We start from the raw sequence: 15693 nt of genomic DNA, 5'->3' as shown, positions 1-15693 counted from the left end.
TCGGCCCTGTAGGGGTAGCGCCGAGGTAGGCCCAAAAGCCGCCAGTACTTGATCTTGGTGGGTCCACTCAACGCCCTGTGTGAGCCCCGAGACTGTTGACGCGGTTCTCGTACTCGCGGCGAGCCTTACGCTGCGCCGGGACCGCCGAGGTTTCAGGGGTGCCGTCGAGGGCTTGGCAGAGGTCAAGGAGCCGGCGGTGGCATCCGCCTGGACCGCGACCTCAACGGGTCCTTGCCGCGCCTGCCTCGTCGCCTCACGCCTGACGAGCAGCAGCGCAACATACGCCGACTGCTGACCGGCGTGCAGGCCAGGAAGGCGGGATGACCATGGACGACGGCATAGCGATAGCCCTGGACGGCTTCCTGTACGACGAGGCCGTGCGCGGCGACCAGCGCGAGACCATCGCCCGCTTCCGCCTCATCCTCTCCCCCACCGATGAATCCGTGGACGAATGGTCATGCCCTGCACGGCCACCACCCCCGCGCTCGCGGCCGCCGTGCTGCACGACCTGATCCCCGGCGACCAAATCCGCATCACCGGCTACCTCCGCCTGCCTGGCATCCCGGATGAGCCGATGTGGCTGGACGTCACCACACTCGAAGTCCTGTGGCCGGCGCCGCTCTCCCTGCCAGCCGGTGGCACGGGCGGCCTGGACGCAGAGACGATCGCCGTCCTCACTGACCTGTTCGAGGAACTCGACCTGGTCGACCTCACCAGGGCCGTACTCGACACCACGCGGCCCGAAGACCGGGCTGTGGTCACGCGGGCGCTAGACGACGTCCTCGGCGACATTCCCGTCCCCGGCGTGGAGGACCTCGACCCGTGACCACCATGCGTCCTGGACCTTGCGTCGACATCCGCCCATTCCCGTGTTCTGGCTGCCCATCTTGCCGCCACCATCTCCGCCAACAGGAAGGCCGCCCATGACTGCTGACACCACCCCGCCGCGCCCGCCGATCGTCGTCCTGTGCGGGTCGACCCGGTTCTGGGACGCACTCGCCGAAGCGGCCTTGTACGAGACGGCGGCCGGCCGGATCGTCCTTGCTCCCGGTTGCAACCTCAAGGAGCCTCACCCGCTGTGGGCCGACCCGGCTCGCGCTGACCGGCTCAAGCGCATCCTGGTCGATCTTCACCTACGCAAGATCGACCTCGCCGACGACGTCCTGATCGTCAATCCCGGCGGCTACATCGGCGACAGCACCCGCCGCGAGATCGCCTACGCCCACAACCTCGGCAAGCCGATCCGCTACACGCACCCGACACCCGACCACACCTGACCACCCGGCACTGGAAAAGGGCCCCTCCCGGCGGAGGGGCCCTTTGTGTTTGAGGCAGGAGGGTCAGGCTGAGGTGTGCTCTGCCTGACCTACCAGGTCGTCCAGCAGCGCTGCGTAGGCGGCAGGCTGTTGCTCGCGCAGGATCCTCAGCCACACCCGAGCACCCTCAGCGAACGTGGTCGCCTCCATCTTCCGATGCAAGTGATTGACGACGTAGAAGGCGTCGTCGTACGGCAGCCGACGGGGCTGTCCCTGCCCTTCTCTTCCGGTGGACCCCGTTTCGTCAGAGTGCGTCCTTGCGGCACTCACGGGCTGGGTACTTGCGGGCCTGACGCTTTCCGGCGCGGACCGTCGCTGGGCTGGGGGCTTGGCCACGTCCTGAGCAGGCGTATCGGCTGGTTTGTTGTCCGCGGACAACAACCTCTCACCGGACTGCGAGCCCGTCGGCCGCACCTCGCTCTTGTTGTCCGCGGACAACAAACTCCGCTCAGTCGTGCCCGCTACGGAAGCAGCCGGCAGGGCGTCCGGGGCGGGCAGCTCCTGACCTCCAACCTTGTTGTCCGCGGACAACAAAGCGGGGCCTCCCGCAGCGCGCAGTGTCTGCAACTGCTGGCGTTCCTCCGCCTTGGCCAGGGCCGCTGCTTCCTTTTCCGCTCGCAGATGCTCCAGCAGAGCGGCCGCCCCCAATCCAGGGCTGTCCTTGGCGCGCCGGGCGAGCGATCGCCCATCACGCTCAGGGAGAGAACCTGCGCTCAGCATGGCCTGCAGTTCCGCCGGCAGCTCAAGCAGCACCAGTTGGTTGGTTACCCACGAGCGGTCCTTGCCGAGCTGCTCCGCTGCCCGAGTCCGGGCCCCTCGCTCCGACGTTTCGGCACACACAGCCACGAGCTGCTCCACACCACGGGCTCGCTCGATCACGTCGAAGTCTTCGCGCTCGAGGTTCTCCTTGAGCAGGTGGTTGATGAATGCCTCGCGGTCGGAGGCCAGATCGTCGCGGACGACGAAGTCCAGTGCCTCCAAGCCGACGTGCACAGCGCTGTGGAAGCGCCGCTCACCGTTGACCATGACATGAGCGGCGTCGCCGATCCGCTCCTCGTGGTCGGGCCAGAGTGCGAGATAGGCGGCCCGGGTCACGGCGACGCACGCGGCCAGCTGCGCATGGCGCAGTTCCTCGCCGAAGCGCGTCTTGTCCTCGTCGGTGCCGAAGTTGCGGCGCGGGTTGAGGGGAGTGGGGGAGACTTCGTCCAGCCGTAGCCGGACGAGCTCGTAAACGGGGACGTCTCCCTGGGTCACTGCCTTCGCGCGGCCGCGGGCGCTGCGGCCGCGCCGTTCAGTGAAAGAAGAGCCGGTTCCCAGCCGGTCGGCGACGCTCATCCGCTGATCCTCCGTGCGATGGTCCGCATTGCTTCTGCCTGCTCGCAGTAGGGGGCGTGCGCCAGCAGGGGCGCCTTCACCCTGACCGCCTCTCGCTGGTCCTTCAGTTCCGGGACGATGGCCAGTACCGACGGCTCGCCGATCTTCTGCCACTCCTCCAGGGACGAAGTCGCCACGTAGCCCTTGCGGCTGTCGTACATGTTGACCACGAAACCGAGCTGGGCGAGGTTGACGTCGAGGTCCTCGATCAGATCCTGGATCTGCTCTTCGAGCATGTCGTAGGCGTCAGCAGACGAGTCCTCCGCCAGCACCGGGATGACGATGCCTGACGAGTCGGCGTCTTCGCCGTCCCGGGTGCGGCAGTAATAGATGGCCGTGTCCATGCTGTAGCCGAGGCTCGGAGGGCAGTCCACGACGATGAAGTCGAAGTCGTGCTCCAAGGGCTCCAACGCCTTCTCCAGCGCGGTCTCCTTGATCCGCACAACACGGCTCGTGGCCAGCTTGGCGTCCAGCAGGAAGGCGTCCTTGCAGGCAGGCAGCAGCCAGAGGTGGTCCTCGAAGTCGCCACCCTTTATGGGCACCAGCAGGTCCGCGAGTGCGCCGTCCTTGACCTCACCGAGCATGTGCTTGGCAAGACTTGGGCTGTCGATCTCGATGAGCGGATGGCCGAGCTGCTTGGTCAGGTGCCCCTGCGGGTCGAAGTCGATGAGCAGGGTGCGGTTGCCGGACTCTGCCAGGGCCTGAGCGACACCAGCAGAGACGGACGTCTTGCCGACGCCGCCCTTCTGGTTGCCGAAGATGATGCGCCGCGCCCCAGTGACCCGTTGTGGCTTGGGCCGAGGTGAAGGGTGCTCGTCCAGCCACAACCGGACCGACTGGGCGATGCCTTGGTTGTAGGAGATCGCGCGGGACTTGCAGTCCTTCTTGAGTTTGTCGTACAGCCCAGCCGGCAGGTACGTCGCGAACGACGAGCCACCCGTCGTGTCAACGGCGGGACGGCTCTTGGTCCTTCTCCACGCTTCAACGCCCTGAGTCACGGCGTCCTGGATGTCGGTATCCAGCTCGGCAGCACGGACCTTGAGCTCTTTCCGGAGCTCAGAAGGCAGTTTGGCTACTACCTTTTCCCGATCACTCGGGTCGTATGGGGCGGTCATGGCGCTACCTTACTTACCCCTGCCGCCTCTTGGACAGCAGGAGAGCCGGTTATGTCGCTTGTTTGACTGTCCTGTCTCGCTGAAGGCGGGCCAATCTCGGTCTATCAGAGCTATCTGGCTGCGTATCTCAGTCAACCTTGGCCATCTGCTGTTCTGTCTCGCTCTTTCTGAGCCGCTGCCGCGCCTGACTGTCTACGGTCGTCGTACGTGGACAACGCCGGGTGGGGGTGGCTGGTGGGGGCTGAGGATTTCTGGCTGGAGTATGTCGACGCTCGCGGTGACCTGCATGAAGGGCCGCTTGAGGTGATGTGGTCGGCGCGTTTCGAGGCGGCCGGGCAGGTGCGGACGTTCCCGTCGTACCGGGGTCAGCGCAATTTCGCCGGCTGGTACTGGGCTTCTACGGGTGCCGAGTTGGTGGGTTACGAGTCGTGGGTGGAGCTCGGGGCTGATGCGGCTGGACTGTGATCCGGGTGTGGTCGCGATGGCGTCGCAGCCGTTCCGACTCTCGTGGCGGTCCGGTGGCCGGGCTCGGCGGGTCAGCCATACGCCGGAATACTTCGTGCGCCGTCGGGACGGCACGGGTGTGGTGGTGGACGTGCGTCCCGACGATCGGATCGAGCCCGAGGACGCGGTGAAGTTCGAGGTCACAGCAGCGGCCTGCGCACGGGTGGGCTGGGGTTTCGAGCGGGTGGGTGTGCTCGATCCGGTGCTGGCGGCGAATCTGCGCTGGTTGTCGGGCTACCGGCATCCGCGAGTGCGGCGAAATCCGGTGGCGGCGGAGTTACGGGCGGGATTCGCCCGGCCTCGGGGTCTGTGGGCGAGGGTCGGTGCGGTGGGTGATCCGATCGCCGTGCTCCCGGTGCTCTTCCATCTGCTCTGGTGACGGGAGCTGGCGGTGGATCTGGAGGCCGGTCTGGGTGTCGGCGGCCACGCAGGTTCGCCCGGTGCCCGCGGTCACGGAGGAGGTGGGAGGGGATGCCGGCACGTCCGCGGCTGCTGTCGCTGGGTGACAGGGTCCGCTACGACGGGCGGGAGCACACGGTTGCCGCCCTGCACGGCACGTCGGTGCGGCTGGTCGATGACGCCCAGGCCGCCAGCGTCGTGCTGCTGGGACACCTGCTGGCGTCGGCAGGTTTCATCGTGCTCAGCACCTCGCTGAGCCGCCCGCCGCTGCCGGAGGCCGGGGTGCTGGAGGGCCTGCCGGAGGAAGCGGCACAGCGGGCTGAGTGGTGGAGGCGGCAACTGACCGAGTTGCTCACCGGCCGCCCGGACGGTGATGCAGGCGGCCCGGTGCGGGCCGAGTACGACCCGACGGTGCACTCTCTGCGGCAGCGGGAGCTGGCCAAGGTGGCCGAACTTCGGGACTGCGGTGAGGAGGTGGGGCTGAGCACGCTGCGCCGGATGCGGTCCCGCTTCGAGAACGAAGGGGTGGCGGGCCTGGTGGACGGCAGGCTGCGCAAGCCCGCCACCGGCACGAGCCGGGCCGATCCCCGGGTGGTCGACGCGATCGCGAATATCCCGGGCGGCCGGACGGACGAGCCGACCGTCTCCGCGCAGGTGTTGCGGCGCCGCGTCGAACGACTCCTGGCTGCCGAGCACGGTGCCGGAGTGGTCAGGATGCCGTCCAGGGCGGCGTTCTACCGTCTGCTGGAGGCGGTCACGGCCGGGCAGCATCTGTTCGGTTCGGCCCGCACCCGCCGTTCGCTGGGCAAGCAGCCGAAGCGGATGTTCGGGCAGCTGACGGCGGCCCGCCCCGGCGAGGTGATGGAGATCGACTCCACGCCGCTGGACGTCATGGTCATCCACGATCACGGGACGGTGGACCGCTGCGAACTGACCGGACTGATCGACCTGGCCACCCGGACGCTGGCCGCCGTGGTGCTGCGGCCGTCGACGAAGGCGGTCGATGCCGCGCTGCTGCTGGCACGCGCCATGACACCGGAACCGGTGCGGCCCGGCTGGTCCGACGCTCTACGCATGTCGCGCTCCGTGCTCCCCTACCCTTCCTTGCTGTCTCTGGACGAACGGCTGGACAAGGCCGCCGCGGTCCCGGTGATCGTTCCGGAGACGGTGGTCAGCGATCACGGCAAGGCGTTCATCTCGGACAACTTCCGCAATGCCTGCCGCCATCTGGGGATCTCGTTCCAGCCCGCGCACCCGGACACCCCGACCGACAGGCCGCACATCGAGCGGACGTTGGGCTCGGTGTCGACGATGTTCGCCCAGTACGTGGCCGGATACACGGGACGCAGTGCCGAGATGTGGGGCAAGGACCCGGCCGCGCAGGCGGCCTGGTCCATCCACGAGCTCCAGGAACTTCTCCAGGAGTGGATCGTCGTCTGGCAGGCCAGGCCGCACGACGGGCTGCGCGACCCGCTGATGCCGGACCGGCCGTTGAGCCCGAACGAGAAGTACGCCGCGCTGGTGTCAGCGGCGGGATACGCCCCCGGACTCGCTCCCTTCCGGCGTCAGCCCTCGGGGGCAGGTCCGGACGGCAAGCTCTGGGAGGTCCACTTCGACCCCTACGACATCTCTGCATCTGGGTACGCAATCACCACGGCACGGGCTGGATCACCGCGACCTGGCGCCACCTGCGCACGTCTCCCGTCCCGATAGGCGAGCTGGTCTTCGACCGGGCCCACCAGATCCTGACCGAACGCGGGCAGCGCAAGCCGGACGAGGAAGCCGTCGCACAAGTGGCGGCAGAACTGCTGGACCGGGCCTCGGACGGACCCGATGACGAGCCTGGCCGCCGGACGGCGGGAAGGGACCGGCCGGCCCGGCGACGCGACCGAAAGGTCGCTGCCCGCACCCGGGCCACCAGCGAACCCACCTGGCCACGGCCGACGCCCACGCCGGAGCCGGAACCGGCGGAAGACGATGACCTCGGCGAACTCGCCGAGGTCACCCGCTGGAGATCTTCGACGCGCGCAAGGAGGCCGAGAAGTGGTGGTGAACGCCGCGGAGCCGGGCGGAGAAGAGGCCGGTCTGCCTGATGACCGGACCGATCCCTCCACCAGGTTTCCCCAACGAAAGCTCCCTCCGCACCACCGCCAAGCCGTGGTTCATCCACCAACTCCGCATGATCGCGCACACCATCGAGGCAGTCGCAGACCCACCGGCAGCACACGGGCCGACGGAGCAGGGACACTGAAGTCAGCTGCATCGGAGCCGATTACTAGGCTCCGATCATGACCAGCAACCCCGGATTCACCTGCTCGTGCTGCGGCAGCCACCACGTCGACCTGCCGATGAACTACTCGACCGAGGCCCCCTACGTCTGGGAACCGAGTTTCGCGGACTCTACGGACTGCTTGCTCTCGTCGGATCAGTGCGTAATCCAGGCACAGCACTACTTCGTCAAGGGTCTGATCGAGATACCGATCACCGGCAGTGACGAGGTGTTCTCCTGGGCCGCATGGGTCTCCCTCAGCCGGGACAACTTCGCCCGAGCCGCGGACCTTTGGGACACCCCGGGACGTGAAACCGAGGAGCCGTACTTCGGGTGGCTGTCCACCGACCTCTTCCTTTACACGCCCAGCACCATCAACTTGAAGACCCACGTCCACACCCGCCCCATCGGACAGCGTCCCTTGATCGAGCTGGAGCCGACCGATCACCCCCTCGCAGTCGAACAGCGGACCGGCATCACGATGGAGCGCGTCCGTGAAATCGCCGAAGCCGTTCTCCACCCCGCCGACAGCGAATCGGCCGTCTGACCAGTGGTGTTCCTGATCACTTCCGTAACTGGAGGAGACCCCTCCGACCGTTTGCTGGTGTTTGCACGCATCAGCTACCGGCCGGAGAGGTCCTGTGACGAAGTCTGACACGGAGATTATGGAAATCCTTGAGGCGTACGACCTGACCGGGACGGTCTGGTCGGCGGCGACCTTGACGGGGCACGACCCGAAGACGGTCAAGCGGTATGTCGAGGCCCGCAACGGCGGGCGCAATCCCTATGAGCGAGAGCCGCGGCCGAAGATGATCGACGCGTTCCTGGAAAAGGTCGAGGAGTGGGTCGAGCAGTCGAAGGCGACGATCCGCGCCGATGTCGTCCACGAAAAGCTCGTGAAGATGGGCTACCGGGGCAGCGAACGCTCGACGAGACGGGCGGTGAACACGGCTAAGACCGCGTGGAAGGCGGGCAAGCGCCGAACGTACCGCCCGTGGATTCCCGAGCCGGGCCGGTGGCTGCAGTTCGACTGGGGCGAGGGCCCGCGCATCGCGGGGCGTCGGACCTGGCTGTTCTGCGCCTGGCTGTCCTGGTCACGGTTCCGGGTCGTGATCCCGGTCTGGGACTGCACGCTGGGCACGCTGGTGGCCTGCCTGGACACCACACTGCGGCGGATCGGCGGGGCGCCGACATATGTACTGACCGACAACGCCAAGACGGTCACCGTCGAGCACATCGCCGGGATCCCGGTACGTCATCCGCAGATGGTCGCCGCGGGCCGGCATTACGGCTGCCAAGTGGTCAGTTGCGTGCCCTACGACCCCGAATCGAAGGGTGGTGCGGAGGCCACGGTCCGTGTCGCAAAGGCCGACCTGGTGCCACCAGCGTGAACCTTCTGCCCGCCTACGACTCCTTCGCCGAGCTCACCGATGCCTGCCTGACCTGGTGCGATGAGGTGAACTCCCGCCGCCACCGGGCGACCGGGCAGATACCCGCCAACCGCCTGGACATCGAGCGCACCACCCTGCACATCGCGCCCATCGAGCCGCTCGCGCTCGCGCTGGGCGAGGAGAGGCTGGTCGCCTCGGACCGCACGATCAGCTTCAACGCGGTGCGCTACTCGACCCCGCCGGGCTACACCGGCGCGAAGGTGTGGTGCCGGGTGGTCGGCGAGGAACTCTCCATCACCGCCCGCACCAACTCCGGTGATCTGTCGGAAATTTGGCGCCACCAGCTCTCCACCCCGGGTGTTCCGCAGATCATCGACGCCCACTACCCCGACCATCCCGACGGCCGCAGCGTCCACCAGCCGAGGCTGCGGCCCCGCTCGGAGGCGGAGATCGCGTTCGTGGGCATCGGCCCTGGAGCCGGGCGCTGGCTCAAGGAGGCTGGACCCGCCGGCGCGGTCCGTATCCGCGCCAAGATGGCCCGCGCGGTCGAGCTGGCCACCGTCCTGGGCAGCGACAAAGTCGACCAGGCCCTCGGCCTTGCGGCCACGGCCGGGCGCTTCGCCGACGACGACCTGCTCTCGATCCTGGGACACATCGCCGACAGCAAGCCCGCCGGCGAGGTCGTCCGCGCGGACGAGGCCCACTCCGTCCAGAACGGAACCATCGGCTGGCAGGCCCTGGGCCAGTAGGCAACGGCCCCAATCCAGTTCAAGCCCAGTGGAGCTGGGTCAGTCGCCGAGGAACCACAGATACAGGTGCGTCCCGCGCTCGACGATCTGGCACAACTCTCGGGCCTGAGCGACCCATTCGCCCTCACAAGCGGCCGGAAGCCGGCTGAGTTCCGCCTGCAGCAGCGGGATCTGCCGCTGGTTGAACATCGCGTCCCCATACGGGGTCAGGGCGAAAAGCATCGGGAATTGCGACGGGGCCAGACCCGCGAAGGCATTTGTCCACTTCAACCCGGCCTCGGCGCGAGCCACGACGTTCCCGAGATCACCACGCACGACCAGATTTATCACCTGCCGAGCCTATCGGCGGCTACCTCGACCAGCGAAGGAATATACGACCGTGACGTTTCCCCAGGCTCCGGCCCTGCCCGAGGAGTTGGACAGGCTGATGCGCCGGATGCGCCTGCCCTATATGCGCAAAGCCGCCCCCGACGTGCTGGCCACCGCCCGCGCCCAACGCTGGGATCCCGCCGAGGTGTTGCGGCTGCTGATAGCCGAGGAGGTCACCGGCCGCGACGCCGCCACCCGGCGCCTTCGCCGCCACTCGGCGAACTTCCCCACCGGCAAGACCCTGGGCTCCTGGCGGGCCGAGGACTCCACCATCCCCGAACCCACCCAGAACTCCCTGACCACCCTGGAATGGATCGGCCGCGCCGAGAATCTGGTGATCGCCGGCCCGTCGGGGACGGGAAAAAGCCACTTCACCGAGGGACTTGCCCAAGCCGCGATCGAAAACGACCTGCGGGTGTCCTGGTTCACCCTGGAGACGCTGAGCGCCGCGATCGGGAAGTCGAAGGTCGACGGGTCCACCGCACGGACCGTCGCCCGGATCTGCCGGGCTGATCTGATCGTCATCGATGACATTGGCCTGCTGCCGGTCGGTGAGGACGCCGCCGAGGCGTTCTACCGGATCATCGACGCCGCCTACGAACGCCGGTCCATCGCGGTGACCAGCAACATCCACCCCTCAGGCTTCGACACGATCATGCCGAAGACTCTCGCGGGCGCGAGCACCGACCGCCTCATGCACCACGCTCACCTCGTGACCACCACCGGCGACTCGCACCGCCTCGCCAAGGCCCTCGCCGGGAAGGGAGTGGTCCCCCTGAACTGACCCCCACCCCCAGGAACACCACTGGCCACACACCTGGGTTTCTGGTGGCCACCAGCCTGGACACCCCACGGCCACCCACCTGGGCATCTCAATGGCCGTTGACACTTCGGGCTCTTGCTACCTCGTTCCATGCCGACGACCCAGTCCGCCAGGGGTGCGAGCGGACCATCGGCGAGCGCGGGGGCAGGCTCAGTCTGTTCAGAACGCGGGACATCTCAGGCAGCACGGCATCCGGGGGCGGGCCGGGGCTGCGATTGATTATTCGTCCGCCCGGGCCTCGGGATCAGATGGTGGTCAGGATGGCGCGCAGTCGCTCGTCCTCGCGGATGATGCTGTTCGCGACGCCTGAGCCGACGATGCGCCGGTCCCCCTCGGCGAGTTCGGCGACGCGCAGGCGCTGTTGGGTGCTCAGGGCAGCGGCACCGAGGGCTTGGAGGGCCTCGCAGGCGCCGGAGATGTCCGCTCCGGTTTCGGCGGAGTGAATGGTGGCCTCGGCGAGTCGCTCGAAGTCGACGACGTCGGGGTCGGGGTCGGTGATGGTGAGCAGGGCGAGGGCGGTAGCGGGGGCCTTGTCGGGGTCGTCGAGCAGTTGTTCAAGTCGGGGGATCAGGGGCCGGGCGGCCGCGCCGAGGAGGGCGGTGGCGCGGACGGCGCGGACGACGGTCCACCGGTACCAGAGCTGGTTGCCAGTGGTGCGGTCGAGGACGGAGGCCAGGATCGTGACGGCTTCCTCGGCGTCGCCGTCGATCTGCCACAGGGCGGTGGCGATCGCGATGTCGCGGTCCAGTTGCGGGGTGGTCGGCTCGTCGTCCTCGCTGACGGCCGCCCGCAGGGCGGGGAGCAGCCCGGCGGCCGTCGCGCCCAGGGCGGCGGCCGCCTGGGCAGCCTCGGCGACCTCGCGCGGGCCGGCGGCGAGCGCCTTGGTGACGGCGTCGAGCAGGACGTCGGTCTCGCCGGTGAGGTCGTGGTGGGCCCCCGCCACCATCAGCGACCCGGCAGCGGCCCGTAGCACGGCGCCGGCCTGCTCGCGTTTGGCCTGCGGGCCGGCGGCTGCCACGGCGGCGATGGCGGTGGCCGCGTGCTGGAAGCCGGGCAGCACGGCATACAGCTCGGGCAGGGCGGCGGCGGCCTGCGGGCCCCACTGGCGCAGCAGGTGGACCAGGTCGGCGGTCTCGTTGTTGCCGAGCCCGTCTGTGGCCAGGCGTGCGCGGACGGCGGCGAGCAGAGCCGGGTCGAAGGGGAAGGCGGGGGCCTGGAAGTCGCCTGCGGCGTCGAGCGCTCGGGGGCGCCGGTCGAGGTCTCGGGCCAGCAGCGGGGCGGCCTGTCGGGGCGCGACCCGGACGAGCACGGCCAATGCCTGATCAGCCGCCTCGTCGTTGGGTTGGGCGGCGAGTTCGGCGAGGACGGGCGCGGCCTCGGCGGCGGCTGGGCCGAGCTTGCCGAGCAGGTTTGACGCCGGGTACTCGGCGGCGAGTGGGGCGATGGCCGGGACGAGTCGCTGGGGGGCGCTGCGGGAGAGGTAGCAGGCGTGGTCGGCCGCGGAGAGCGCTTCGGCCCGTACTTCGGGGCGGTCGTCGCGCAGCGCAGCGTCCAGCAGGGCGAAGGCGGCCTCGCGGTCTGCCTCGGTCCCACGGCGCAGCAGGCTGTCGACGATCGCGTGCAGCGGCTCGCGGTGGTGCATGCTGTACCGGTCGACGGTGAATTCGCGGGCGGGCAGCAAGCCGAGCGCGGTGTCGTGGTGGGCGTCGGTCCACGGCTCCCCGGCGGCCAGAGCGACGAGGAGCGCGGCCAGGCGCAGCGGCGCGGGCGTGTCCGCGCCGAGCAGCGCGCGGGTCTCGACGGCGGCGCCGGAGAGGTCCACCCGGCCGAGGGCGATGAGCAGTTCGGCCCGGACGCCGGGATCGGCCTCGGCCGTCCACCGGCTCCACAGGGCAACCGGGGCGGCCTCGGCATTCCGGGTATGACCGAGCGTCCAGGCGGTGAGCAGTCGGACGTTCATGTCTTCATGTGCCAGCAGCGTTATCAGCAGCGGGATTTGGGTGGCAACGGCGGCCCGGACGGCGCCCGGCGCGATCTCCCATTCGTCATCGCTCTCGGCCAACCCGCCGAGCAGGCAGAGGACTTCGGCCGTCCCCGGCCGGGCAGCAGCGGCGATCCGGGCGAGGTAGGGGACGGCGTACACGCTGGCGGGATACACCGTCCCCTGGTGGAGGATGCACGAGTACAGCTCCGAGATCGCCTCCTCGGCATCCCCGCCACCCTCGGCGAGGGCGCGCAGCAGGTCGGGCAGGTCCTCGGCAGGGCCGTAGGCGTGCGAGACGGAGGCCCAGGGGTGAGCGTCGAGACCGGCGAGGGCGTCAGCGAGATCCATGGGCGTGATCTTCGCAGCCGGGTCCGACAGGACGGTCAGGGGATGCGCCAAGAGCGGATTCGCTCCGCAATGCCGTACGAGTCCAGACCCAGCGCGTGAATATCGGCGATCAGCTCGCGCCAGATCTCGAACTTCGTGTCCACCTGCTCACCGTGCACTCCCAAATACGCGATGGCCACGCCGTACCCGTACAGCTCATTGCGGGTGGTAGCGGGCGCAGAACCACGCACTCCTCGAGCACTACCGCTGCGCGCCAGAAGGCGTCAGGGTTGTGGTGGTCATGGCGAGGCGGGTCCACCTTGTGTCGGGCGTCCAGGCCGACTCGGCAGGCACAGGTCAGACCGCCCGCAGGGCGCGCTCAGAGCGCTGGTCGGGCGTAACCACAGCCGATCAAGATCGTTGGCAGCGCATGAACAACACCAAGGGTGCACTTACCGCTTTGTCCCTCGGGGTCGCCGCGCTCCTCGGGGTCCTTGCCACGCCAGCCAGCGCGGATCCGCAACCCGGCGGTAGTGGCTTCATCCTTCCGGCCTCGGAGATCATCCCGGTTGGCAAGGACCTGCTGCCTGCCGCGGTCTTTTTCCTGGAGACCGTCCTGACAGAGCCGCTCTGACGTGCTGATTACTTCGACGCCGCCCTCGCCTGCGCCGCCAGCGACCACCGCCGGGCGAGTGAATGCGCGGCGACGACGTCCTCAAGGAGGCCGGCACCGAACGGATCGAGGCCCTGCGCGGTGAGAGCCATATAACCCGGTCCGCCGTCACCCGCCCGCTGGTCGCGCTGCGGATGCTCATCGAGGACCAGGCGGTGCGCGCTGCGGCTGACGAGATGATCCGCTGACGTACGCGATGCGCGACGCGTAGGCGACCACCGAGGAGCTCTCCGCCGCTCGCGAGGCCGCGAAGGTCGCTCACGACCAGTTCGCCGACGCGGCCGCCGGCTACCTCGCCCGGACCGCCTGACCCCGCTCCACTCGTGTGCCGCCGGGGCGACCACCTCGGAATGTCATCGCTCTCCGGAGGCCCGGCCACCGCAACCTCCACCTGGAGCAGCAGTCGACGGCCCGCAAGACGCACCAGCGCGTGGTGGCTGCGGAGCGGGACCGGACCCGCCACTTCGGCTTCGCCCACCACCTGGACGTGGAAACCGAGGCGCACCAAGAGCCCACTCTCCCCGTCGTGGCCACCTTCGAAACGACGAAGACGCTGTACGAGATCACCCGCCGGGACTCCAGCGTCGACGTCGACGTGTTCTTCGACTGCGCACTGCGGGCGCGCTCGCGTGGCAGCGGCCAGCCTGACAGCGCACCGGTGGCAGCAGTCGCGAACGCGTAGCCGCCCCGGGCGCAGCGGCCCACCGATGCAGTCGAGCGCCCGACGGATTGGTGACGCGGGGATTCCGCGGCCGATGCCGGACGGCGGGCAGCGGGCGGGCGGTAGCACCAGGTAAACCGGTTTGTTCTGGAGCAGCAGAACAACCGACGACTGCTCGGGGTGCGCACGCTGCATGCAGCAGCTGTGCATAGATCTCGCGCGCAACATGGCAGATCTGCGAACTTATGCAGCCGCGGGGACGGGCCCGCGGCCCTGCTGCTGGCCCCGGCGCAGCGGGCGCCGGCTGCATGCAGCGAGCAGCCGCTGCTCCGGCTGGGCGAGCCTGCTGCCTGTGCAGCACCCGTGTGCCGTCTGGGCCGTGCGAATGCTGCGGGTCCGGGCCCCGAGCGGTGGCAGGTGTCTTGCACCCTTCACCAGGAGCAGCAGCCAGTTGCAGCAACGACGCTGCAACCGGCTGGCCGACAGGGGTGCAAGGGACTGCAACCTGCAGCCGGTGCAGCACCTCGGGCACGGCCACGAACCGGATGCGGCAGCCGGCTGCTGGGTGCAAGAGCCGCGGCTACAGGCGCTGGGCGAGGGTCTCGCAGTAGGCCAGGGGAACGGTCGCCTGGTACAGGTTGCCCTCGGCTGCGTTGCGGGAGGCCATCCCGAGCATCATCGCGAGGCTGTGCAGCGTCTCGTCTCCGTCGGCGGCGTCTTCGCCCAGGCGGGCGCGCATGACGCGGTCGGCCTGGTCCAGGACGTCGGGCCAGAGCCCGGCGTACGTCTTCGGGTCCACCCCGGTCAGGGGCGTCAGCCACAGGTCGGCGTGCGACTGGAGCAACTGCTCGGCTGACCGGTAGTCCAGGACGGATCCGCAGGACAGGCGCAGCCCGTCGGTGTCGACGGCGGTGCCCGGCCACCCGGGCAGAGCCTCGGAGTGGACGGGGCACAGGAGTGCGAGCCAGTCCGGCGGCTCCCCCGGCGCGGCGGCGGGGCCCTGGCGGAGCACGGTCGGTGTGGCGGGGCAGTCCAGCACCTGGCGGAGCCCGGTGAGCTGTCGGCCGGCGGTGAGCTGGTTGATGTCGGACGGCACCTCGGGCTCCTTCGGCGGCTAGACCTCGATGTATGCGACGACTACGACGGTGCGCAGCGCGGTGACGAAGTACAGGACGCGGACGGCTTCGACTTCGTCGGTGTACTGGCGCAGCTGGGGGCCGGCGGTGTCGCCGGGGATCGGCTCGCCGGCGTCCGGGTCGACGGAGATGACGACCAGGGCGCGGTCCAGGGCGTGGATGGCCGCCTCGCTGGTGATGTTCTCCAGCTGCTTGGCGGCGGAGTCGGAGAAGGCGATCCGGGCGCGGCGCGGGCCCTGCTGTGAGGGCATCAGGCGACGGCCGGGCGCTGGGCGGCGAGCCGGGCGAGGTGGGCTTCGCGCAACTCCTCCCACGGCGTGCAGTCCTCCACCGAGGGCAGGCCGTTGGTGGCGATGTCCTCCAGGACGGCGGCGAACTGGTCGGCGTTGGCGCGGGTCTTGGCCGCGTACGCGCGCAACCCGTCGGCGGCCGCGGGCTCCAGCTGCTGACGGGCGCGGTCGGCGGGGGCCGGCTGTTCGCTCATCGAGGGCTCCAGAGGGCAGAACTGGCGTCTGCTTCAACGGTATCGGCCGCCCCCGGCCCTGGGGACCACTCCGGACGAACCCGGCCGTACGAGAGTGCGGGACCCAGGGGTCCAGGTAG

The 15693-nt window shown here is 69.1% G+C and carries 19 protein-coding genes and 1 pseudogene; 12 read left to right on the top strand and 8 right to left on the bottom strand.

What is annotated here, in order from left to right:
• Positions 1–320: 320 nt before the first annotated feature.
• From ACFWBB_RS29790 to ACFWBB_RS29780, 3 genes are all read left to right on the top strand, one after another.
• Positions 321–512 (top strand): hypothetical protein, encoded by a 192-nt coding sequence (locus ACFWBB_RS29790; protein WP_385278469.1) that lies wholly within the window; start codon positions 321–323, stop codon positions 510–512.
• Positions 458–826, top strand: coding sequence for a hypothetical protein (locus ACFWBB_RS29785; RefSeq protein WP_385278467.1), 369 nt, complete (start codon positions 458–460; stop codon positions 824–826). The genes ACFWBB_RS29790 and ACFWBB_RS29785 overlap by 55 nt, the downstream gene beginning before the upstream one ends.
• A 97-nt stretch (positions 827–923) precedes the next feature.
• Positions 924–1277: a hypothetical protein gene (locus ACFWBB_RS29780; RefSeq protein ID WP_385278465.1), complete on the top strand. Its 354-nt coding sequence runs from the start codon at positions 924–926 to the stop codon at positions 1275–1277.
• Between the two features lie 63 nt (positions 1278–1340).
• On the opposite strand, the gene ACFWBB_RS29775 is transcribed toward ACFWBB_RS29780, so the two are convergent.
• The gene (locus tag ACFWBB_RS29775; RefSeq protein WP_385278463.1) at positions 1341–2651 is read right to left on the bottom strand and encodes a ParB/RepB/Spo0J family partition protein; all 1311 of its coding nucleotides are present in this window, start codon (positions 2649–2651) and stop codon (positions 1341–1343) included.
• Positions 2648–3805 (bottom strand): ParA family protein, encoded by a 1158-nt coding sequence (locus ACFWBB_RS29770; RefSeq protein WP_385278461.1) that lies wholly within the window; start codon positions 3803–3805, stop codon positions 2648–2650. The genes ACFWBB_RS29775 and ACFWBB_RS29770 overlap by 4 nt, the downstream gene beginning before the upstream one ends.
• 207 nt (positions 3806–4012) lie before the next feature.
• On the opposite strand from ACFWBB_RS29770, the gene ACFWBB_RS29765 reads away from it, so the two are divergent.
• From ACFWBB_RS29765 to istA, 5 genes and pseudogenes are all read left to right on the top strand, one after another.
• Positions 4013–4270 carry a hypothetical protein gene (locus tag ACFWBB_RS29765; protein WP_385278459.1) on the top strand — a complete coding sequence of 86 codons (258 nt, stop codon included), beginning with the start codon at positions 4013–4015 and terminating at the stop codon, positions 4268–4270.
• Positions 4271–4286: 16 nt separating this feature from the next.
• The gene (locus ACFWBB_RS29760) at positions 4287–4688 is read left to right on the top strand and encodes a TnsA-like heteromeric transposase endonuclease subunit (RefSeq protein ID WP_385278515.1); all 402 of its coding nucleotides are present in this window, start codon (positions 4287–4289) and stop codon (positions 4686–4688) included.
• 92 nt (positions 4689–4780) lie between these two features.
• The gene (locus ACFWBB_RS29755; protein ID WP_385278457.1) at positions 4781–6421 is read left to right on the top strand and encodes an integrase; all 1641 of its coding nucleotides are present in this window, start codon (positions 4781–4783) and stop codon (positions 6419–6421) included.
• 635 nt (positions 6422–7056) lie between these two features.
• Positions 7057–7524: a DUF2199 domain-containing protein gene (locus ACFWBB_RS29750; protein WP_385278513.1), complete on the top strand. Its 468-nt coding sequence runs from the start codon at positions 7057–7059 to the stop codon at positions 7522–7524.
• Positions 7525–7642: 118 nt separating this feature from the next.
• Positions 7643–9117, top strand: a pseudogene (gene istA / locus ACFWBB_RS29745) (IS21 family transposase).
• Between the two features lie 39 nt (positions 9118–9156).
• Here istA and ACFWBB_RS29740 read toward each other — a convergent pair.
• On the bottom strand, positions 9157–9447 hold the full coding sequence (locus ACFWBB_RS29740) for a hypothetical protein (protein ID WP_385278455.1): 291 nt from the start codon (positions 9445–9447) through the stop codon (positions 9157–9159).
• 97 nt (positions 9448–9544) lie between these two features.
• On the opposite strand from ACFWBB_RS29740, the gene istB reads away from it, so the two are divergent.
• Positions 9545–10270, top strand: coding sequence for an IS21-like element helper ATPase IstB (gene istB, locus ACFWBB_RS29735; RefSeq protein ID WP_385278511.1), 726 nt, complete (start codon positions 9545–9547; stop codon positions 10268–10270).
• A gap of 283 nt (positions 10271–10553) precedes the next feature.
• On the opposite strand, the gene ACFWBB_RS29730 is transcribed toward istB, so the two are convergent.
• Entirely contained in the window at positions 10554–12641 is a 2088-nt protein-coding gene (locus ACFWBB_RS29730) for a hypothetical protein (RefSeq protein WP_385278453.1), read from the bottom strand.
• A 35-nt stretch (positions 12642–12676) separates the two neighbouring features.
• Positions 12677–12820, bottom strand: coding sequence for a hypothetical protein (locus ACFWBB_RS29725; protein WP_385278451.1), 144 nt, complete (start codon positions 12818–12820; stop codon positions 12677–12679).
• A gap of 230 nt (positions 12821–13050) precedes the next feature.
• Here ACFWBB_RS29725 and ACFWBB_RS29720 point away from each other — a divergent pair, with 230 nt between their 5' ends.
• The 3 genes from ACFWBB_RS29720 to ACFWBB_RS29710 all read left to right on the top strand — a co-directional run bounded on the left by ACFWBB_RS29720 (position 13051) and on the right by ACFWBB_RS29710 (position 13975).
• The gene (locus tag ACFWBB_RS29720) at positions 13051–13254 is read left to right on the top strand and encodes a hypothetical protein (RefSeq protein WP_385278449.1); all 204 of its coding nucleotides are present in this window, start codon (positions 13051–13053) and stop codon (positions 13252–13254) included.
• A gap of 62 nt (positions 13255–13316) precedes the next feature.
• Complete coding sequence (locus ACFWBB_RS29715) at positions 13317–13481, top strand: hypothetical protein (RefSeq protein ID WP_385278447.1); 165 nt, start codon at positions 13317–13319, stop codon at positions 13479–13481.
• Between the two features lie 242 nt (positions 13482–13723).
• Entirely contained in the window at positions 13724–13975 is a 252-nt protein-coding gene (locus ACFWBB_RS29710; RefSeq protein WP_385278445.1) for a hypothetical protein, read from the top strand.
• A gap of 559 nt (positions 13976–14534) precedes the next feature.
• Here the strand turns inward: ACFWBB_RS29710 and ACFWBB_RS29705 are convergent.
• Genes ACFWBB_RS29705 through ACFWBB_RS29695 form a run of 3 tightly spaced genes read right to left on the bottom strand, consistent with a single transcriptional unit; the run spans position 14535 to position 15574 of the window.
• A complete protein-coding gene (locus tag ACFWBB_RS29705; RefSeq protein ID WP_385278443.1) occupies positions 14535–15050 on the bottom strand; it encodes a hypothetical protein in 516 nt (171 codons plus the stop codon).
• Between the two features lie 18 nt (positions 15051–15068).
• Entirely contained in the window at positions 15069–15341 is a 273-nt protein-coding gene (locus ACFWBB_RS29700) for a hypothetical protein (RefSeq protein ID WP_385278441.1), read from the bottom strand.
• On the bottom strand, positions 15341–15574 hold the full coding sequence (locus ACFWBB_RS29695; RefSeq protein WP_385278439.1) for a hypothetical protein: 234 nt from the start codon (positions 15572–15574) through the stop codon (positions 15341–15343). Before ACFWBB_RS29695 ends, ACFWBB_RS29700 begins: the two co-directional genes overlap by 1 nt.
• Between the last annotated feature and the right edge of the window lie 119 nt (positions 15575–15693).

The organism is Streptomyces sp. NPDC060000 (assembly GCF_042737375.1).
Lineage (GTDB): Bacteria > Actinomycetota > Actinomycetes > Streptomycetales > Streptomycetaceae > Streptomyces.
Note: the sequence above shows the minus strand (reverse complement) of the source record. Positions and strands in the feature narration are given on the sequence as shown.